Below are 20,547 nucleotides of genomic sequence, written 5' to 3' on the forward strand. Positions count from 1 at the left end.
TGCCCAATGCGCATCAATGCAGCCGGGACAATTGACGCATAATGCGGTTGGCGGCCTGCTGGCGAAGTTCGCCCAGCATCAATTCCAGCTCTTTGGCTTTCGCTAACGCTTGGTTTGGGTCGTCCTGATAATCGCGGAACAGCTCAAATTGATAGTTTTGTGGTTCACCTTCAGGCATGGTGAGTGCATAGCGCACTCTATAAATTAGCTCGTACTCAGCGACCTGGCCATTAGGGAATAATGACAGGGTGCGTCGCTCAAGGGTGTCGTCAATGAGTTGTAGTACCGGTGCAGACTGCTGATAACTTTTCAGCAGTTGCACATTGTTTTGCTCCAACCTGGTGCTTAGTAACGAGGCTAGTTCAGAATGACGCTGACTTTGAACATGCATCGCCGGGAAATGGCTAAGGGGTAAATCACCGCGCAGATGAAAGCCGCAGCTACTTAGCAACATGCTACTAAGTAGCACACCACATTTCAGCAGCCGCATTGCACTGAAGCGGACCATACTAGCCCACCACCAGGTTCAGCAATTTACCCGGTACGTAAATCACTTTACGTACTGTAACGCCCTCAAGGTGGCGACAAACATTGTCGTCCGTTTTTGCGGCATTTAGCACAGCGTCCTGATCGGCATTCGCGGCGACCGTGACTTTGCCGCGTACTTTACCGTTTACCTGAACCACCACCAGCTTTTCGTCTTCTACCATGGCGGCAGTGTCAGTTTCTGGCCAAGGCGTTTGCTCAATGCCATGCTGTTGCCCAAGTTGTGCCCACAGGTATTGTGCTACATGCGGCGTTATTGGGTTTAACATTTGCAATAACGCTAAAACGGCTTCTTGCATCACAGCTCGGTCAAGCTCTGTCGATAAACTGGCTTTTTGTAGTTTATTGCTCAATTCCATAATAGCGGCAATAGCAGTGTTAAAGGTGTAGCGCCGGCCAATGTCATCTGACACCTTGGCAAGGGTTTTATGCAGTTCGCGGCGCAGCGTTTTCTGATCATTATTCAACGCGTTGATGTCAAGTGTCCCCACGTTACCAGCAGCGACAAAGTCAGTAACCAGGGCATAAATACGTTTAATAAAACGGTGTGCACCTTCAACTGCTGAGTCAGACCACTCTAATGTTTGCTCTGGTGGTGCAGTAAACATCATAAATAAACGCACCGTGTCCGCGCCATACAGGTCGATAACCTTCTGTGGATCGATACCATTGTTTTTCGACTTTGACATCTTACTCATGCCAGAGGCAACAACAGGTTGGTTATCGCTGTTTAACACAGCAGTTAAAATGCGGCCTTTTTCATCGCGGCTAACAGTAACATCCTGCGGCGAGAACCACTGCTTACCACCATTTTCGCTTTCGCGATAAAAGGTTTCAGCCAACACCATGCCTTGACATAACAGGCGTTTAAACGGTTCGTCAGAATTTACTAAGCCAACATCGCGCAGTAATTTGTGAAAGAAACGGCTGTATAACAGGTGCAAAATTGCATGTTCAATACCGCCTATATACTGATCTACCGGCAGCCAATAATTGGCTTTGGCCGGGTCCAGCATAGCTTTATCGTGATCAGGGCTGCAGTAACGGGCATAGTACCAGCTCGACTCCATAAAGGTGTCGAAGGTGTCTGTTTCATGCCAGGCATCAGCACCGTTATAGGTGGTTTTTGCCCAATTGGGGTCGGCTTTAATCGGCGAGGTTACCCCGTCCATTACCACATCTTCAGGCAAACGCACTGGCAGTTGGCCTTCTGGTACGGGTACCTGGCTGCCATCTGCCAGGTTTAGCATAGGAATAGGCGTGCCCCAATAACGTTGGCGTGAAACGCCCCAGTCGCGCAGGCGATAATTCACTTTAACTTCGCCGCGGCCGATTGCGGCGAGTTTATCGGCAATGGCGTTAAAGGCTGGCTCAAAGGCTAAACCATCAAATTCGCCAGAGTTAACCAGTACACCTTTTTCGGTAAAAGCGGCGCTGGATAAATCGCAATCCTGTGCACTGTCCGGAGCTGGCGCAACAACTTGCTTGATAGGCAATTTATATTTGCTGGCAAATTCGTAATCACGTTGATCATGGCCGGGCACCGCCATTACGGCACCAGAGCCATAATCCATTAATACAAAGTTGGCTACCCATACCGGAACTTGCTCACCTGTAAGCGGATGCACGGCAAAGATGCCTGTAGCGCAGCCTTTTTTCTCCATGGTAGCCAGTTCAGCCTCGGCCATTTTCCCGCCTTTACAGTCTTCAATAAAGGCGGCCAGTTCTGCATTTGTTGCAGCGGCGTGTTGTGCCAAAGGGTGCTGTGCTGCTACCGCAACATAGGTTACACCGTATAGCGTATCTGGCCGGGTGGTGTACACGGTTAAACTGTCTTTTGTGTTGGCAATATCAAACCGGATCTCAACGCCTTCTGAGCGGCCAATCCAGTTTTTCTGCATGGTTTTAACTTGTTCTGGCCAGCCATCTAACTGATCTAAATCTTGCAACAATTCTTCTGCATAGGCGGTAATCTTAATAAACCACTGTGCTAATTCGCGCTGTTCTACCAAGGCACCTGACCGCCAGCCGCGACCGTCAATAACCTGCTCGTTTGCCAGTACACATTGATCTACCGGATCCCAGTTAACCGTGGCCATTTTTTTGTATACCAGGCCTTTTTCATACAGTTTGGTGAAAAACCATTGTTCCCACTTGTAGTATTCTGGCTTGCAGGTGGCCACTTCACGGTTCCAGTCATAGCCAAAACCCAGGCGCTTTAATTGGGTGCGCATGTAGTCGATATTTTCGTAAGTCCATTTTGCTGGTGCCGTTTTATGGTTAATAGCGGCGTTTTCTGCAGGTAGACCAAAGGCATCCCAGCCCATTGGCTGCATAACATTTTTACCCTGCATACGCTGAAAACGACTAACCACGTCACCAATGGTGTAATTGCGCACATGGCCCATATGCAAGCGCCCGCTTGGGTATGGGAACATTGAGAGACAGTAAAACTTTTCTTTACTGTCATCTTCTGTCACGTTAAAAGCGTTGGTATCTTCCCATTGCTGCTGCAGAGCAGTTTCAATCTGCTGCGGGTTATATTGTTCTTGCATTCAGGTCTTCCGAAAAAGGGGGTTAGTACAGCTGCCGCAATTACGGCAAAAAAGTACCCATAGCATACCGCAGAGGCGTATTGACAACAATAAGCAGCGCATTGTCTATACTTGTTTTACATAACAGGAGGCGTAATGACAGATTTTGTGAAGCGATATCAGCAGTGGCTTAGCGAATTTAACCGCACTTTACAGCAAAATGATCAGTTGCAGTTGGACAGTATGGTGCATTTTGTCGAGCAATTTAAAGCCTATTTAAAGGCTGGTAAGGATTTAAGTGCCTATGAAACGACCTTGTTTGTCGAAACGCTAAAACGGCAGTGGCAGGAGCACAATGAGCAAGAGCTTGCACAAAAAGCCCATGAACCGCCTTCACTGTGGCCAGAGGCATTGTGGCAAGAGCTAAGTAGTATTACCGACAAAAGCCAGTTGGAATGGCAAGAGTTGGTGCAGGATTTCAAGCATCAGGGTGTTTATTATCAGGGCGAAGTGGTTGGTATGGGTCGTTATCGCTGCAGCCATTGCTTGCAGCACATCGACTATACTCACCCTACAGAATTACTGGTATGCAATGATTGCGGTGGTGTGCAGTTTTTTCGTGAAGGCTTACCGGTTTAAGGCTAATACATAATACGCCAACAAAGCTAGTTTACGGGTGGGCAGACGGGCTGATTATTGCTAGAATATGCGCCCTCTGTTTTGCTTAATCGGCGCCTGTCATGCTTATGTACTTAAAACAACACTGGTTTTCTAACCTGCGCGGTGATGTGCTTTCAGCGCTGGTAGTCGCCTTGGCGTTGATACCTGAAGCTATCGCATTTTCCATTATTGCCGGAGTTGATCCCAAGGTAGGGTTATATGCTTCATTTTGCATAGCGGTAATAACTGCCTTTGCGGGTGGTCGTCCTGCGATGATCTCAGCTGCGACGGGTGCCATGGCGTTGGTTATGGTCACGCTAGTGCGTGAGCATGGCTTACAATACCTGTTGGCTGCAACCTTACTTACCGGCTTACTACAAATTATTTTCGGCTATTTTAAGCTAGGCGATTTAATGCGCTTTGTCTCGCGTTCAGTGGTCACCGGCTTTGTCAATGCATTGGCTATTTTGATATTTATGGCGCAATTGCCCGAACTAAGCGGTCAGCATGGTACGGCTCTGGTCTACGGTATGACCGCGCTGGGCCTGGCGATTATTTACTTGTTTCCCTATGTCACTAAAGCCGTTCCTTCGCCGTTGGTATGCATTTTAGTATTAACTGCATTAGCGATATATTTTGGTTTTGATATTCGCACTGTGGCTGATATGGGCGAGTTACCTGACAGCTTACCGATATTTTTATGGCCTGAAGTTCCACTAACGTTGAATACACTTATTATTATTTTTCCGTATGCTTTGGCGCTGGCTGTAGTGGGGATTTTGGAGTCATTAATGACCGCCACCATCGTGGATGACTTAACCGACACCAGCAGCGATAAAAACCGTGAGTGTGTTGGTCAGGGCATCGCCAATATTGGCTCAGGGCTTATTGGTGGTATGGCAGGTTGTGCCATGATTGGCCAGTCTATCATTAACGTAAAATCAGGCGGTCGTACTCGCTTATCCACTCTGTTAGCGGGTGTGTTTTTATTAATTTTAATTGTGTTTTTAGATGCGTGGGTCGGTTTAATTCCTATGGCCGCCTTGGTGGCCATTATGATCATGGTGTCTATTGGTACCTTTAACTGGGGCTCAATTAAAGATTTACGCACCAACCCTAAAAGCTCTAGTGTAGTGATGATAGCCACCGTTATTGTTACCGTGTTTACGCATAACCTGGCCTATGGCGTGTTAGTTGGCGTGTTATTTAGTGCGCTGTTTTTTGCCAGCAAAGTGGGCAAAATACTGTTTATTGGCTCGAAACTCAGCGCAGACGGCCATCAACGCCAATACCAGGTGGTTGGTCAGGTGTTTTTTACCTCGGCGGAGCATTTTATCGCCGGTTTTAACTTTAAAGAGGCCGTAGAGCAGGTGCAAATTGATTTGAGCCGGGCACACTTTTGGGATATTACCGCCATCAGTTCACTGGACAAAGTGGTGCTGAAGTTTCGCCGTGAAGGCACCAAAGTAGAGCTAATTGGTTTAAACGAGGCCAGTGCCACCTTAGTGGATAAATTTGGTGTGCACAATCAGCCTGATGCCGTTGAAAAGCTGATGGGCCACTGATAAGTAAACTGGACTACGGAGCAAAGTAATGACTAAAAAAGTACTGGCGTGTATTGATGCCTCACCTTATGCCGAAGCCGTTTGCGATTATGCCGTATGGGCAGCGAAAAAGCTTGATGTTGCAATGTCTGTGGTACATATCCTCGATAAAGCGCAACACACTCATACACCAGATTTAAGTGGCAGCATAGGCCTTGGCTCACAGGAATTATTGTTACAGCAACTGGCTGAGCTGGATGAAAAACACAGCAGACTGGCGCTAGCCCGCGGTCGTAGTATTTTAGATGCGGCTAAGTCACGTGCGGAACAGGCCGGTGTAAAAGCGGTAGACGAGCGTTTACGCCATGGTCAATTGGTGGAAACATTAACTGAGCTTGAAGACGAAACCCGCTTGCTGGTATTAGGCAAGCGCGGTTTTAGCAGTGCAGAAGCGCACGGCCATATGGGATTACATGTTGAGCGTGTGATCCGCAGCTTGCATAAGCCAATACTGTTAACGCAGCAGAGTTATACCGAACCTAAACGTATTATGTTGGCCTACGATGGCAGTGCCACCGCTTTAAAAGGCTTGGAAATGCTAGCCGCCAGCCCATTAGGGCGCGGTTTACCTGTACACCTAGTGATGGCCGGTGCTGATGTTGAAGCGGCTCGTTGTCAAATGGACACCGCCGAACAGATTTTACGTACAGCCGGTTTTGATACCAAAACAGCCATTGTAGCGGGTGAGCCTGAAACGGTGCTGCACCAGTATCAACAAGAGCATGTAATCGATTTAATGGTGATGGGGGCCTATGGTCATTCCCGGATCCGGCAATTTATTGTTGGCAGTACCACCACTGCCATGATCTGCAAAGCGAAGTGTTCTTTGTTGATCTTACGTTAAACCCTAAACCCGGCTATTGGCCGGTTTTTTTGCTGTAAGTTGAGCAATTATTCTAACTGAGTTTGTTTTATACTAACCGCCCGGTATCCGCCGGATTTTATTCGTTCTAACCTGAGGGTAAAACCGTGAAGCTGTTTCTGCTGTGCCTGTTGCTGTGTGCGGGGTTTTCTCCGGCGGCGTTTGCCGCAACCGGAAGCCTGGATCTGACCTTATCACCTATTGGTATTGTCTCGTTAGTGCTGTTCGCTCTGGCGTATCTGCTGGTAATGGCAGAGGAAAAAATTCATCTGCGAAAATCTAAACCGGTGTTGGTCGCGGCGGGGCTTATTTGGGCACTTATTGCCTGGCGCTATATGCAGGACGGCATACCCGATGTTACTGCGGACGCGTTTCGCCATACTCTGCTTGAATTTGCCGAGTTGATGCTGTTTTTGCTAGTTGCGATGACCTATATCAGTGCACTGGAGGAGCGGCGTTTATTTGATGCACTGCGCGCTTGGATGATACGACGGGGCTTTAGTTATCGCACCTTGTTTTGGATAAGTGGTGTATTAGCCTTTGTCATCTCTTCGTTCGCCAACAACATGACCACGGCAATGCTAATGTGCGCAGTCGTAATGAAGGTGGCTGAAGGCGATAAGCGCTTTATTAATCTAACCTGCGTTAACATCGTTGTAGCGGCTAATGCTGGTGGTGCGTTTATACCCTTTGGTGACATCACCACGCTAATGGTTTGGCAGGCGGGTATTGTTACCTTTAATGAATTCTTTACCTTATTTATCCCGGCTGTCGTTAACTATTTGGTGCCAGCTATCATTATGAGTTTCTTCGTAGAGCGCCGCTACCCGGCAGCTCTGCAAGAAGATGTTGAGTTAAAGCGCGGTGCCCTGCGTATTTTAACGCTGTTTTTAACCACCATCGCCATTGCCGTGCTTTACCATTCCTGGTTAGATTTACCGCCAGTGTTAGGCATGATGACCGGCTTAGGTTTACTGCAGTTCTTTGGTTTCTTTTTGCGCAAAACGTTGCCAGGCTCATTGGCGCGCAAACGGGCGATGGCCGAACGCGAAGGCGACAAAGAGCGCCTGCGCGCCTTGGGGCAAATTGTACCGTTTGACGTATTTAACCGTATAGCCCGAGCTGAATGGGACACCTTATTGTTTTTTTACGGCGTGGTAACCTGTGTTGGTGGCCTTGGCTATATTGGTTATCTGGAAATGCTATCTACCAGTTTGTACGGTAATGGCAACCCTACCACCGCCAACGTTATTTTAGGCTTAATGTCATCGGTGGTAGATAACATACCGGTGATGTTTGCGGTGCTTACTATGCAACCCGACATGTCTCACGGGCAATGGTTACTGATTACTTTAACCGCTGGTGTGGGCGGTAGTTTGCTATCTATAGGCTCTGCAGCCGGTGTTGCATTAATGGGCCAAGCACGTGGCTACTATACCTTCGTTGGTCATTTAAAGTGGGCGCCGGTTATTTTGCTTGGATACGGTGCAAGCGTGCTGACGCATTTATATTTAAATGCCGATGTGTTTCAGATTTTCGGCAGCCCAAGTGGACATTAGCTACTAAAACACGTGTCGCGGTGAAGGCCGCGACGCTCTTGTAAAAGGATCCTTTATGTCAAAGAAAGTGTATTGTATTGCGCAGTTTTTGCCTAAACCCGGCAAAGCGGAACAGTTATTTAAGGTGCTGCAAAGCTTAGAGCCTAACAGCAACCGTGAAGACGGTTGTTTGCAGTACATTGTAACCCGGCAAATTGCCAGCCCGTTTGCCGAAGGTAAAAGCTTTCCAATCGCCTTTAATGAAATATGGGCCGACATAGAGAGTTTTGAAGCGCACTGCCAACGCGCTGAAATAAAGCACTTTTTCGACACCTATTGCTTAGCCGAAGATGGCCTGGCGCAAGACTGGAATGTGTGTGTTTACAGTGACGAACCGGCTAACTTCGATGCGCCTAAGCTAGGCTGATTGTTAAAATTTACAAAAAGCCTTGAAATGCAGGGCTTTTTTTTACCGCCGTATCCGACTTATCTCTAGCCAGTTATTGCAGTTTACCTGCTTTTACGCCACTTTATGTCTATCTAATACGCAGAGAGTTTTACGATGAAAACCATAGGCCTGATAGGTGGTATGAGCTGGGAGTCGACGGTGCCTTATTACCGACAGCTTAACGAAGCGGTAAAACGGCAACTGGGCGGGCTGCACTCGGCTAAATGTATTTTATATAGCGTTGATTTTCATGACATAGAGCGCTTACAGCAGGCCGGAGATTGGGATGCTGCCGGTGAATTGCTGGCCAATGCAGCACGCTCACTTGAGGCCGCTGGCGCAGATTGCATTGTGCTTTGTACAAATACTATGCATAAAGTAGCCGCGCAGATTGAGGCCTCGGTGACTATTCCGCTATTACATATCGCCGATGCTACGGCCACTGCGATAAAGCAAGCGGGTTGCAACCGGGTGGGGCTGCTGGGTACTAAATTTACCATGGAGCAGCCGTTTTACCGTGAACGACTAAGTGAGCATCATGGCATAGAGGTTGTTTTGCCCAACGAGGCGGAGCGAGATAGCTTGCATCAGATTATTTATCAGGAATTGTGTCAGGGTATTATTAACCCGGAGTCGAAGCAGGCCCTGCGCAAGATGATGGCTGGCCTTGGCTGGCAAGGGGTGGATGGCATCATTCTTGGGTGTACTGAAATTGGTTTATTGGTGGGCAAAGCTGATGCTGCCGTGCCGTTATTTGATACCAGCTTAATTCACGCTAATGCAGCAGCCGATTTTGCGCTACAGGACTAATACGGTGCTGCGTGTTTTTTTGGCTGTCACTATTGATGGTTAAGGAAGCTACCGCGTAAATGAATAGTGGAGAAAGCATATGGATGCCTTGCTAATCATTTTGTTAGTAACGCTAGGTGCCGGTTTAGCGATGCCATTAGGGGCCGTTATAGCCGCTGTTGAAAATATTCACTCAGATTGGCTGGAGCAAGAATTTCGCCACAGTGTGCTGGCGTTTGGTGCAGGCGCATTATTGTCTGCCGTTGCATTAGTACTGGTGCCGGAAGGGATCAAGCACCAAAGTGCAAACAGCGCGGCATTGTGGTTCATCGCGGGTGGCTTTGGTTTTATGTTGCTGGATATTGTGCTGCAAAAGGCGAATACACCCGCTAGTCAGTTAGCGGCGATGCTGGCAGATTTTATCCCCGAATCTATCGCATTGGGGGCGACGTTTAGTGCCAATCCCCAAATGGCGCTGTTGCTGGCGGGTATTATTGCACTACAAAACCTGCCTGAAGGCTTTAATGCTTATCGTGAATTACGCAACCGGTTTACCTCTGGCCCACGGTTAATTGGTAGTTTTGCGCTGATGGCCTTGTTGGGGCCAGCCGCTGGCCTTGCTGGCTATTTATGGCTGCATGATGCGGTTGAAATTGTCAGTGCCATTATGTTGTTTGCCGCCGGTGGTATACTTTATGCCGTGTTTCAGGATATGGCGCCAAACGTTAAACTTGAGCGCCATTGGGGGCCGCCAATGGGCACCGTGCTGGGGTTTGTCTTGGGCATGGTTGGTTTTATGCTGGCGTACTAATAATGCTTTTGCGGCACATATTGGTAGAAAACGGACTATGAAAAATGGAGTGCTAGGGTGGCAAAGCACGCAGAAATTGTATTGATATACGACAAAGATTGTCCTGCCTGCAATGCGTATTGTCAGATAGTGCGTGTGCGGCAGAGCCTTGGCGAGCTTAAGTTGGTTAACGCCCGTGAAGACAGTGACATTATGCAGCACATTACCGCACAGGGTTTAGATATTGACCAGGGAATGGTGCTAAAACTGGATGAAAACTGGTATTACGGCAGTGATGCGGTATATATGCTTTCACTACTTAGTAGCCGCAGCGGTATATTTAACCGGTTAAATTACCATTTATTTAAATCACAGCGGGTTGCTAAGTGGCTTTATCCGGTGTTACGCAGCTGCCGTAACTTACTGCTAAAGCTGATGAGAAAGCGCAAAATTAATAATCTTGGGGTGAGTAACAATGACCGCTTTTAATACTATGGAAGTTAAATGGATCTAACGTATCTGGAATATGCCGCAAACGGCTTTTACTTGTTAGCGGTGTTTTTGGCGGCGCGCAATAGCATTCATACGTGGTGGTTAGGCATTATTGGCTGCATATTATTTGCCGGTTTGTTTTATCAGGTTCAGCTGTATGCTGAAGTATTGCTAATGCTGTTTTTTACTGCAACCAATCTGATTGGATGGTACCAATGGGGCCGTGCCAGTGGTACTAAACACGTTAGCCAAACGCCTATAAAAAGGCTGGCAGGATATAGTGCGCTGGCACTCTTTGTTACCGTGCTATACGGCTATATGCTGCATCGGTTAACGGACGCCTATGCGCCGTTTATTGACTCGGCCATTTTAATGTTCAGTGTTATTGCGCAGTTTTTGCTGATGAACCGTAAACTGGAAACCTGGTGGTTCTGGCTTGTGGTCAATACGCTGGCAGTGCCGTTGTACTTTTCACGTGACTTGCAGCTTACGGCTATCGTCTACATTGGGTTTTGGTTTAATGCCTGGTATGGCTTATATATGTGGCGCAAGCTTAGCCGCAGAGAGGAAATTGACGGGGAAGTACAGCGTGGTAATTGAAAAATGCCAGTGCTGATACCACCCGTTTAGCATGACGCATAATGCTATTTGCTCACGTCAACACAGCAGCCATCCATGGCCTTCATCGGTTTAATAACAGCAAGCTGGTGATATTTAGCTGTGGTTAAAAAACACTGTGCTTGTTATGCCGAAAAGATAAGTTTATCGGTTAACTTTTTCGGTAGCTGCTTTAAGTCTGACGCATTGCTGCTAACAATAACGATATTCGCCTTTGCCATCGCCAGTGTTAACCCCTGATACTGATCATCTGCGAAATGTTCGCTATAGGAAAGCTCGGCGTCTTTGGGCACGACAAAAATAGTGGCATAGCCGCTGTCCGTTTTAACCGCCAGATGTAATGACCGTACGCCCTGAAACGTGCAATACCGGGCGTATATAATTTCGTCCTGCCAATCTTGTAAGCTGGCGCTGAAATCGGCTAGTTTCAGGTTTACGTCTGCCAATGGCTGTGCGCTGGTGTGGCTGAGCATAAAATTTTCTTCGTGGTACACATGTGCTAGTGCATGGCTGCCAAGATCAGTGGCAAAACTCTCCTGGTACAGTTGTATCCCCAGTACCGATACCAATGCGATGCTAGCGGCCATTGCTAAGGGGGCAAACCAGCGTCGGTGTGATTTTGGCTGCTGTTCAGGCAGTTGCAGTAATCGCTCTGCCAGCATTGGGGGTATCGGCACCTGCAATGCATCTTCTAACTCGCGCTCTTGTTGTTGCAACTCTGCAGCAAACTGTTGTAAATCGGCATCTTGTGCTAAGGCGGCTAACACATCAGGGTGCGTGCTAAACGGATTGGCTAGCAAGATACGCTGTAGTTCTAAATTATCCATTGCTGGGCTCCCCTTGCGCTGAAAGACTGTCATGTAACATCTTACGAGCGCGAAACAGTCGGGTATTGACGGTATTCACATTTAACTGCAGTAAGTTGGCTATCTCGTCGCTGCTGAACCCTCCCAAGGCCTGCAGCACTATAGGTTCGCGGTACTCTTGCGGTAACATGGCTATGCGTTTACGCAGCAAGTCATTGTCGCAATGTTGTTCAGCACTGCTTTGAGTGACATCAACCAGACTGTCTTGCTCCGTTACGTCGTCGTAGTCAAATTGTTTACGTTCAAACCGCCTTGCATTCTCTCGCCGCAAAATGGTTATCAGCCAGGCTTTTGCTGCACCAGGGTCTAACAAACTGTCCAGACTTTTCCAGGCGCGCAAAAAGGTGTCTTGTACTAAGTCTTGAGCGATATCCGGGTCTTTGCATAACCAGTAGGCATAGCGATACAGATCTGCATGATAATGTTGCACTAACTTTTCATAGCGGTGAGTTTTGCTATCACTGAGCTTGAACAGCGCCGTTACATTAGCTGACGCAGCGTTAGCTTGTGTCACGAGTTTTACTAAGGGCTCACTCATAGAGGATAATTCGTTTGCAGCTGAGTTAGTTGCCAGCCTAGCGCTATTTTGCGTAGTAGGCAAAAAATGAATGTTATTCATGCTTGTGCCTTGCCGGCTTGCAAGCGGCCAATAAAGTGATCGAGACTGGTATAGCGTCCACCACCACTAAAAAACAGGCTGAATAACATAACAAAGTAGGTTGCAGCGAATTCAATGCCATTGTTCAATATGACGAATTGTCCGTTTTTAGTCAGCCAATCGTAGTGACCATGCTCTTGTAACAAACCTCTGGCTGCGCTAAGTTGTTGTGCCGAATCAATAACCTGCTGGTTTGCCAGCCAACTACTACTGTCGGCAATGGCGAGCCAACCATTGGGCCAGTGTAGCGCAAAAATAGCGACCAACATGGTTACCATGAGTGGCAAGGTAGCAAGACGGGTTAATAAACCCAACAGTAATAGCAAAGCACCTATTATTTCTGCGCCAATTGCCAAAGCCGCCATCAACGTGGGCATGGGCAAACCAAGCCCCCAGTCGGCGTTGGCGAACCAGGCAACGGTATTGTCAAAATGTTGGTATTTATTCCAGCCGGCTTGCAGTAACACCGGTGCCAAATATAGCCGCAGCAACAATGGGGCTAAGCCCGACAGATATTGGCTTTGCGCTATGGTGTGATGATAAAAGTGAACAACAGCCTGCATGGGTACTTACTCAAATAATGCTTTACTGAGGTATAAGAACGGCAGGACAGAAAGAATATTTCAGCACAGCAGCAATTTACTGTGCGAGGAACAGGTTAGTGCACGCGGTACAAACGGCAAAAAAAATCAATAACTGCATCTGCATCTAAGGTGGTAAAACGCACTTTGCGCTTGGCAACAATGGCCTCACCCAACGTTTTTAACGTGTGTTCCAGCGGCATACCAAAAGGTCGCTCCAATTCATGATCGGCAAACAAAAAGTTAAGTGCGGCGCTGGCGTAAGATTTACCCGGTGTTAATGCCACCAATTCCAGTTCCTGTAAGCGTACGCCCAGGTTGCGAATTTTCTCTAAGCGGTAAGTCTCGTTCATTGCGGGCTCCATGTTTTCTTTGCCTTGGTAAACACCGTATCGACTGCGGCAATGATTTCTTTAGCCAAACAATAAAAATGACCAGCACAGTAAGGCCCATTTTTGCTAGTATAGCGGGCATAACAGCTGGTTAAGCTAAGGTAATACATGACCCATCACGCACACACTCTGGCCCTGACAGTTCAGCAACTCAGTCCACAATTGGACAGCAAACTGATTAAGCAAGCGCTGGAGGTAAAACAACTTATCCCGGCGTTTATAGGCCAGGACAGGGCAAAATCTGCACTGGCGTTCGCCATTGGTATGGACATGCCGGGTTACAACCTCTATGTAATGGGGGAGCCCGCACTAGGCCGTTTTACCCTGGTGCAAGATGTTCTGCAGCAAGCGGCCAGTGAAAAAGCTACACCGGAAGAATGGTGTTATCTGAATAACTTTGATGATGAGCGTGTGCCCAACACGCTACGTTTGTTGCCAGGTGAAGGCAAGGTGCTGGTAAAGAAAATCGAGGGACTGATTGACGAGTTACTGGATACCTTTCCGGCGGCGTTTGACAACCCGGGTTATCAGCGTAAGAAAAAAGCCATAGCTCGCGCGTTTGACGACAAATACGAACACGCCATTGAGTTGGTGGAGAAAAAAGCACTGGAAAAAGACGTTGTACTGTACGAAGACAACGGCGCAGTGAGCTTTTCTCCCATTATTGATGGTAAGCCGCTGGATGATCAGGAGTTTTCAAAAATAACTGACGAGCAACGTCAGTACTTTTATGGCTTAGTCAGCGAGCTGGAAACGATTTTAAACGAGCAGTTACTTGAGTTGCCGCAGTGGAAGCGTGAGCTGTCGGAAAGTTTGCGAACTTTGCGCAAAGACACTATAGAGCAAGCCATAAAGCCATTGTTAAAACAGCTGGAGCATGACTACGCGGCAGAGCTTGGCGTACAGCGTTATGTCCGCGAAATGCGCAGCCACCTGATAAAAGCGGTTCTGGAACTGTTACCGGACGAGTCAGAAGGTGAAAAGCAGGAAGAGGCTGACAATCGCGAAATTTTTATCGAAGAATTTGTCCCTAATGTGTTAGTTCATTATGAAAGCATGTCTGGTGCGCCCATCATTTTTGAACCTAACCCCAGCTATGGCAACTTGTTTGGCCGGGTGGAATACAATTCAGCAAGTGGTGCGTTATACACCAATTACCGGATGATACGCCCCGGTGCACTACACCGGGCCAATGGTGGTTATTTAATTCTGGATGCGGACAGGTTATTAACTCAGCCTGCACTTTGGGATGCGCTTAAGCTGGCACTGAAATCGGGTGAGCTGCTTATTGATACCTTGTCTGAACACTCGGTAACCAACTCTACCATTATTACCCCCAAAGCTATTCCGTTGAACGTAAAGGTGGTGTTGCTGGGATCACGTGATCTGTATTACCTGATCCAGGACGTAGATGATGAGTTTAACGAACTGTTTCGTGTGCTGGCAGATTTTGAACATTACCTGCCATATACACCGCAAACAGTGAGTTATATGGCAATGCAAATTAAAGAACAAATGCGCTTGCTTGATATTGAAGCGCTTAGCGCCCCTGGTTTAAAACAATTACTACTATTTAGTTTTCGCCAGGCAGAGCATCAGCGTAAATTGTCAGCCCGTTTTGCTGATGTGCTCGAATTGGTGCGCGAAGCGTGTTATTACGCCGGACAGCAAAGTAGCTCTTTGTTGGGAGCCGAACATATTCAACAAGCATTAAAAGGCAAGCAGCATCGAACCGGTCGCATCAGCGAAGGGTTTCTGGAAGATATTCAGGAAGGCCAAATTTTAATTGATACCGAGGGTTTAGCCGTCGGTAAAATTAATGGCTTAACGGTACTGGAAATTGGTGATACGGCTTTTGGTACACCGGCGCACATTAGCGCGACCGTATTTGCTGGCTCTAGCGGCGTTATTGATATAGAACGTGAAGTCGAATTGGGTAAAGCCATTCACTCCAAAGGGGTGTTGCTATTAACCGGTTATTTAGGCGCAAAATATGCGCGCGAGTTTCCTCTGACGTTGTCTGCCAATATTGCCATGGAGCAAAGCTATGGCCATATTGATGGCGATAGCGCGTCATTAGCCGAAGTGTGTGCATTAATTTCAGCCATTACCGATATTCCGATAAAGCAAAGCCTGGCGGTTACCGGTTCTATTAACCAACATGGGCAGGTACAAGCTATTGGCGGCGTTAACGAAAAAATTGAAGGCTATTTTCGCTTGTGCCAAAGCAGGGGGTTAACCGGTGAGCAAGGTGTTATTATCCCTGTAAGTAACCAATTGAATTTAGTGCTTAATGACGAGGTTATTAATGCCGTTAAGCTTAAAAAGTTTCATGTATACGCGGTAAAAACGGTCGATGAGGCATTAACCTTACTGACAGATGTGGATGCCGGTACGAAAAATAGCCGTGGTCAGTACCCGAAAAAATCTGTTAATGGTCGTGCGATGACGCGGCTAGCGCAGATTGCAGAAATTGTTAACGGCGCGGTAGAGGAAGAATAACGATCTCACATCGTTATGTGGCTTTTGGTTAAGTTGCAACTAAAGCGCTGAAAAGGCCGGGTGATATACAACCTGGCCGTTTATTTTATGCAGAGCCTGCGGTTGTAACGGTAGCAACATAAAGGTGTTGTCGGGCACTTGCCATGTACTGCTTATATTAAACGTGCTGGCAGGAACAAAACCAAACCGGGGATAGTAAGCCGGATGTCCTAATACGACGACAGCGGCAATACCTTGCTGGCGACATAATTCTAAACCCGCCCTTACCAAGGCTGAGCCAATGCCTTGTTGCTGCAACACACTACTTACCGCCATCGGGGCTAATGCCATTAGTTTTGTGTTTGTTTCGTTATCTAAGGTGGCAGGTGAAAACAAAATATGACCAATAACACGGCCATGTTGCTCAGCTACCAGCGAAATACATTCTGCACACTGCTGGCGCAAGGTGTTGATTAATTGTACTTCGGTATCGTTATTAAATGCCGCCTGCGTAAGACTGGCAATAGCCTTAATATCAGCAGGGGTTTCAAAGCGCACTGTGGTGTCATAACCCAATGCATGCCAGGTACTGTTGCGGCGGCGCTGCAACGTGCGGCTGATGTTGTGTAGTAAGGTCATTACTGTCGTCAGCTAAGCAAAGCGTACTGTTAGTTTACCCGACTGAGCTATAGGGACAAGTTAAAAGTTAACAATTAATCTTATTTGCGTGCGACATAATGTCGGTAGGTTCGTTGCAAAAGCAGCGGTAATAATATCAGACTGCACAGCAACCACAGCGGGTAGTTACCTGCTCGGGAATATAGTGTGTTGCCATGGGTTAAACGTAGCGTATCTTTTAGTACGGTTTCGCTAAATTGGGCAGCGCGGGCGCTTATGTTGCCACTGGCATCAATTGTTGCGGTAATGCCGTTATTAGTTGCTCGGATCATTGGCCGGCCAAACTCGATGGCGCGCATTTGCGCAATCTGCAAATGTTGATGTGGCCCTATACTGTCGCCAAACCAGCCGTCATTACTGACGGTGAGTAATACTTGTGTGTCAGGAGTCATGTTGGCTGCTATTTGCGTTGGAAACGCAATTTCAAAGCAAATAGCAGGCAGTATATGATAACCATTGGCGACTAAATTTGGCTGAACATAGCCGCCACGGGTGAATGAGCTCATTGGCAGATCAAAGATAGGCGCTAAGTTTCGTAACCAATTTTCAAAGGGAACAAATTCGCCAATCGGTAGTAATTGATGTTTGCTATAGCGGTTAGCATGGCCATAAAAATAGTCGCCGTCGGTAGAGTCGGCGTTACGTTTTCCCAGCACGATTAAATTATTCCAGGCTTCACGGCTTTTAACGTTGTAATCCAAAATGCCACTGATCACTGCGGTATCCGCATACAACGCTGCCCGGTTCAGGTTGTCGAGGTAATCCTGTGCCAAGGGTTCCATTTTGGGAATTGCCGCTTCCGGCCAGATAACCAGGTCAGTATTAAAGTGCGGCCGGGTAAGATCCATATATTTCATCATGGTTGGCCATTCTTGCTCCGGTGCCCAGCGCAATTCTTGTTTGATATTGCCTTGTACCAGCAGTACGGACAGCGAGTTATCACTGTACTGCCAGCCTTTAACCTGGTTTAAAAAAGGACTAATGGCAAAAACAGCACCCGCAATAAGTAGGTAACTATAACGGCTAATTGCGGCTTGCGGCCGACAAATTTGTGCCAGTGCGGCTGCGGCAAAAACTAATAAAAAGCTGATACCGGTTTCACCGATGAGGGGGGCAAAATCTTTCAGGCCAGCTGAAGTTTGGCTGTAGCCCAAAGATAACCATGGAAACCCCGTCAAAACAACGCTGCGTAACCATTCTGCTAACGTCCAGCTGGCCGCGAATACCAGGGGCATCACAACCGGCAAACGCAGTTTATGGTTTAGCCAACTGGCTAACGCCGGGAAGATGGCCAGATAGGCTACCAACAGCGCCATTAACCCTAAGCTGCCCGCTAACGGTAAGCCACCAAACTGATCAATGCTAATGTGTACCCAGCTAATGCCCACACCAAACCAGCCTAAGCCAAAGCTAAAACCCAGTAGCATAGCTTGCTTAGCAGTATTCGCGCGCTGTAGCAGAAACACCAGCAACGCCAGCGTTACCAGCGGTAGCCACCATAGCGTGTAGGGCGCGAAAGCCAGCGTGGTTACCCCACCGGCTAGTATTAGCAGCAGGTGAGGAATAACCGCGTGTAGTTTAGAAACGACAGCAGGCAAAATGGCTAGTTTTCCTCAGGGGGTACGGGCTCTTTTGCACGTATTACTTGTAACTGCACTAAGCGGCGGCTATTGGCTTTGCTTACTTTGAAGGTTAAGCCTTCAAGCTCAATGCTTTCGCCTTTAGTTGGCATATGGCCGAAAGCATGCAGCACAATACCGCCAATGGTATCTGCGTCTTCTTCGTCAAAACGGGTGTTAAATGATTCGTTAAACTCGTCCAGTGGCGTTAACGCACTTACCTGAAACACTCGGGACGCCATTTTCTTAATATCGTTTTCTTCTTCATCGTCGTGCTCGTCTTCAATTTCGCCGACAATTTGCTCCAGAATATCTTCGATGGTTACCAGCCCTGATACACCACCATACTCATCTACAACCACCGCCATATGGTAACGTTTTTGCCGGAACTCTTTTAGGAGTGCATCAACCCGTTTGCTTTCTGGAATAATAACCGCAGGGCGCAATAAATCGCGCAGGTGCCAGTCTGTCACATTGGGGTCTAGCGCATATTGCAGCAGGTCTTTTACCAGCAAAATACCTTCAATATGATCTTTATCTTCATTGACGACCGGGTAACGGCTGTGGTTATTTTCCATCAGAATGGGCAGCATGGTGGCAACGTTATCGTCAATATCGATAGTGGCCATCTGTGAGCGAGGTACCATAATGTCACGTGCGCGCATATTGGATACGTCCAGTACACCATGCAACATGCTCTTGGTATCGGCATCAATCAGGCTGCGTACTTCTGCCTCGCTGATGATGTCTTGTAAGTCTGAAATATCTTGTGGTTCTGCATTAAAGATACTGGCGATCCGATCTAACCAGGTTTTACCGGCAGAACCGCGACTAGAGTGTGGATTGTCGTCACTCATAGGTGAACTATTACTCCAAAAAACGAAAAAAACCTACTCGTCATCCAACAAATAGGGGTTAGTAATGCCAAGTTGCTGCAATATGGTAACTTCTTCAGCTTCCATTTGTTCAGCATCGTCGTCATTTATATGGTCAAAACCCAACAAATGCAAGCATCCGTGTATCACCATATGGGCCCAATGCGCGTTCAGGCTTTTACCTTGCTCTGTCGCTTCTTGCATTACCACTGGAGCACAAATAACTAAATCACCCAGCAACGGTAGTTCAATACCGGGTGGACACTGAAAGGGGAAACTTAATACATTGGTGGGCTTATCTTTACCACGATAGCCCAGATTAAGCTGTTGGCTTTCACTATTATCAACAATACGTATGGTGACTTCGGCTTCTGTCTGAAACGGCAGTATGGCTGCTTCTAACCATAGCTGAAACTGGGTTTCTGCCGGTATATTGTCTATTGTGCAGGCCAGTTGCAAATCTAAAGTAATGGCCATTAGTCACCTTTGCCAATAGCACTTGCTGCCAGTTTGGCGGCTTCATGTGCCTCGTAAGCCATAACAATACGTTGAACGATGGGATGGCGTACCACATCTTTGGCGGTAAAGTGATTAAAACTAATTTCTGTAACCTCGCTTAGCACATCTATAGCGTGTTTTAACCCTGAGTACTGACCGCGAGGTAAGTCGACCTGGGTAATATCGCCGGTAATTACCGCTTTAGAACTAAAGCCAATACGGGTTAAGAACATTTTCATTTGTTCTACTGTAGTGTTTTGGCTTTCATCCAAAATAATAAAGGCATCATTCAATGTGCGGCCGCGCATATAGGCCAGCGGTGCAATTTCAATAATACCGCGTTCTAAATACTTTTCGACCTTTTCAAAACCAAGCATCTCGAACAAAGCGTCATAAAGTGGCCTTAAATAAGGGTCAACTTTTTGCGCTAAATCGCCAGGTAAAAAACCCAACTTTTCACCGGCTTCTACCGCCGGGCGGGTTAAAATAATGCGCCGCACTAAGTTGCGCTCCAGGGCGTCAACCGCACACGCCACTGCTAAGTATGTTTTGCCGGTACCCGCTGGGCCTATGCCAAAACAGACATCATGTTTAAGCACATTACCGACATAGGCCGCCTGGTTTGGGTTGCGTGGTTTAATCAGCCCCTTTTTTGTTTTCAGGCTGAAATCACGGTTATCACTGTCTTGTTGATACTGAATGTCATAGTTTTGGCTAATCAATAAATGCACCTGTTCGGGGGTTAATTCAGCCGTAACCGCTGCCGTTGCGTCATACAGTTGCTGAACCACATCTAGTGCAGCGGCCACATTGTCTTCAGGTCCAGAGATTTTTAACTGATTGTCGCGATGATTGATATCGACCAGTAAACGGCGTTCAATATGTTTCAGGTTATCGTCAAATGGGCCACATAACTGGGTTAGACGCCGGCTATCGGCTTCTTCAAGTATTAACTCTGCGGTGAATAAAGGTGTGCTCAAATGCCTGCCTCAATGCAAAAGGGGGGCAATAATGCCCC

The 20,547-nt window shown here is 47.4% G+C and carries 21 protein-coding genes; 10 read left to right on the forward strand and 11 right to left on the reverse strand.

Annotation, left to right across the window (positions count from 1 at the left end; translation table 11 throughout):
- Positions 1–13 precede the first annotated feature (13 nt).
- Both H595_RS0102435 and leuS read right to left on the reverse strand, forming a co-directional pair.
- Positions 14–508 (reverse strand): LPS-assembly lipoprotein LptE, encoded by a 495-nt coding sequence (locus H595_RS0102435; RefSeq protein WP_240474811.1) that lies wholly within the window; start codon positions 506–508, stop codon positions 14–16.
- 1 nt (position 509) lies between these two features.
- Positions 510–3,101, reverse strand: coding sequence for a leucine--tRNA ligase (gene leuS, locus H595_RS0102440; RefSeq protein WP_027669756.1), 2,592 nt, complete (start codon positions 3,099–3,101; stop codon positions 510–512).
- A gap of 135 nt (positions 3,102–3,236) precedes the next feature.
- Between leuS and H595_RS0102445 the strand changes: the two genes are divergently transcribed.
- The 9 genes from H595_RS0102445 to pnuC all read left to right on the forward strand — a co-directional run bounded on the left by H595_RS0102445 (position 3,237) and on the right by pnuC (position 10,863).
- Positions 3,237–3,719, forward strand: coding sequence for a zinc ribbon-containing protein (locus H595_RS0102445; RefSeq protein ID WP_027669757.1), 483 nt, complete (start codon positions 3,237–3,239; stop codon positions 3,717–3,719).
- Positions 3,720–3,820: 101 nt separating this feature from the next.
- The gene (locus H595_RS0102450; RefSeq protein ID WP_027669758.1) at positions 3,821–5,305 is read left to right on the forward strand and encodes a SulP family inorganic anion transporter; all 1,485 of its coding nucleotides are present in this window, start codon (positions 3,821–3,823) and stop codon (positions 5,303–5,305) included.
- A 28-nt stretch (positions 5,306–5,333) separates the two neighbouring features.
- Positions 5,334–6,188, forward strand: a complete 855-nt coding sequence (locus tag H595_RS0102455; protein ID WP_027669759.1) for a universal stress protein — start codon at positions 5,334–5,336, stop codon at positions 6,186–6,188.
- A 125-nt stretch (positions 6,189–6,313) separates the two neighbouring features.
- Entirely contained in the window at positions 6,314–7,765 is a 1,452-nt protein-coding gene (nhaD, locus tag H595_RS0102460) for a sodium:proton antiporter NhaD (RefSeq protein WP_051219706.1), read from the forward strand.
- Between the two features lie 55 nt (positions 7,766–7,820).
- Complete coding sequence (locus H595_RS0102465) at positions 7,821–8,171, forward strand: putative quinol monooxygenase (protein ID WP_027669761.1); 351 nt, start codon at positions 7,821–7,823, stop codon at positions 8,169–8,171.
- 135 nt (positions 8,172–8,306) lie between these two features.
- Entirely contained in the window at positions 8,307–9,002 is a 696-nt protein-coding gene (locus tag H595_RS0102470; protein ID WP_027669762.1) for an aspartate/glutamate racemase family protein, read from the forward strand.
- 79 nt (positions 9,003–9,081) lie between these two features.
- On the forward strand, positions 9,082–9,792 hold the full coding sequence (locus tag H595_RS0102475) for a ZIP family metal transporter (protein ID WP_027669763.1): 711 nt from the start codon (positions 9,082–9,084) through the stop codon (positions 9,790–9,792).
- A 57-nt stretch (positions 9,793–9,849) separates the two neighbouring features.
- Positions 9,850–10,260, forward strand: a complete 411-nt coding sequence (locus H595_RS0102480; protein ID WP_037053475.1) for a DCC1-like thiol-disulfide oxidoreductase family protein — start codon at positions 9,850–9,852, stop codon at positions 10,258–10,260.
- A 15-nt stretch (positions 10,261–10,275) separates the two neighbouring features.
- The gene (pnuC, locus tag H595_RS0102485; RefSeq protein WP_027669765.1) at positions 10,276–10,863 is read left to right on the forward strand and encodes a nicotinamide riboside transporter PnuC; all 588 of its coding nucleotides are present in this window, start codon (positions 10,276–10,278) and stop codon (positions 10,861–10,863) included.
- A gap of 143 nt (positions 10,864–11,006) precedes the next feature.
- Here pnuC and H595_RS0102490 read toward each other — a convergent pair whose 3' ends face one another.
- From H595_RS0102490 to H595_RS0102505, 4 genes are all read right to left on the reverse strand, one after another.
- The gene (locus H595_RS0102490) at positions 11,007–11,708 is read right to left on the reverse strand and encodes a DUF3379 family protein (RefSeq protein WP_027669766.1); all 702 of its coding nucleotides are present in this window, start codon (positions 11,706–11,708) and stop codon (positions 11,007–11,009) included.
- A complete protein-coding gene (locus H595_RS0102495; RefSeq protein WP_084153439.1) occupies positions 11,701–12,366 on the reverse strand; it encodes a sigma-70 family RNA polymerase sigma factor in 666 nt (221 codons plus the stop codon). The genes H595_RS0102490 and H595_RS0102495 overlap by 8 nt, the downstream gene beginning before the upstream one ends.
- On the reverse strand, positions 12,363–12,968 hold the full coding sequence (locus H595_RS0102500) for an HvfX family Cu-binding RiPP maturation protein (RefSeq protein WP_051219707.1): 606 nt from the start codon (positions 12,966–12,968) through the stop codon (positions 12,363–12,365). Before H595_RS0102500 ends, H595_RS0102495 begins: the two co-directional genes overlap by 4 nt.
- A 95-nt stretch (positions 12,969–13,063) precedes the next feature.
- Positions 13,064–13,339 carry a hypothetical protein gene (locus H595_RS0102505; protein ID WP_027669769.1) on the reverse strand — a complete coding sequence of 92 codons (276 nt, stop codon included), beginning with the start codon at positions 13,337–13,339 and terminating at the stop codon, positions 13,064–13,066.
- 147 nt (positions 13,340–13,486) lie between these two features.
- On the opposite strand from H595_RS0102505, the gene H595_RS0102515 reads away from it, so the two are divergent.
- Positions 13,487–15,880, forward strand: a complete 2,394-nt coding sequence (locus tag H595_RS0102515) for a Lon protease family protein (RefSeq protein WP_027669770.1) — start codon at positions 13,487–13,489, stop codon at positions 15,878–15,880.
- Positions 15,881–15,919: 39 nt separating this feature from the next.
- Here H595_RS0102515 and H595_RS0102520 read toward each other — a convergent pair whose 3' ends face one another.
- The 5 genes from H595_RS0102520 to H595_RS0102540 form a co-directional block, all read right to left on the reverse strand.
- A complete protein-coding gene (locus H595_RS0102520; RefSeq protein WP_084153441.1) occupies positions 15,920–16,498 on the reverse strand; it encodes a GNAT family N-acetyltransferase in 579 nt (192 codons plus the stop codon).
- Positions 16,499–16,578: 80 nt separating this feature from the next.
- Positions 16,579–18,135, reverse strand: coding sequence for an apolipoprotein N-acyltransferase (gene lnt, locus H595_RS0102525; protein WP_084153443.1), 1,557 nt, complete (start codon positions 18,133–18,135; stop codon positions 16,579–16,581).
- A gap of 5 nt (positions 18,136–18,140) precedes the next feature.
- On the reverse strand, positions 18,141–19,013 hold the full coding sequence (locus H595_RS0102530; protein WP_027669773.1) for an HlyC/CorC family transporter: 873 nt from the start codon (positions 19,011–19,013) through the stop codon (positions 18,141–18,143).
- Between the two features lie 33 nt (positions 19,014–19,046).
- Positions 19,047–19,508 carry an rRNA maturation RNase YbeY gene (ybeY, locus tag H595_RS0102535; RefSeq protein ID WP_027669774.1) on the reverse strand — a complete coding sequence of 154 codons (462 nt, stop codon included), beginning with the start codon at positions 19,506–19,508 and terminating at the stop codon, positions 19,047–19,049.
- A complete protein-coding gene (locus H595_RS0102540) occupies positions 19,508–20,509 on the reverse strand; it encodes a PhoH family protein (RefSeq protein WP_027669775.1) in 1,002 nt (333 codons plus the stop codon). Before H595_RS0102540 ends, ybeY begins: the two co-directional genes overlap by 1 nt.
- Positions 20,510–20,547 lie beyond the last annotated feature (38 nt).

Origin of the sequence: Rheinheimera baltica DSM 14885 (genome assembly GCF_000425345.1) — a bacterium.
Classification (GTDB): Bacteria; Pseudomonadota; Gammaproteobacteria; order Enterobacterales; family Alteromonadaceae; genus Alishewanella; species Alishewanella baltica.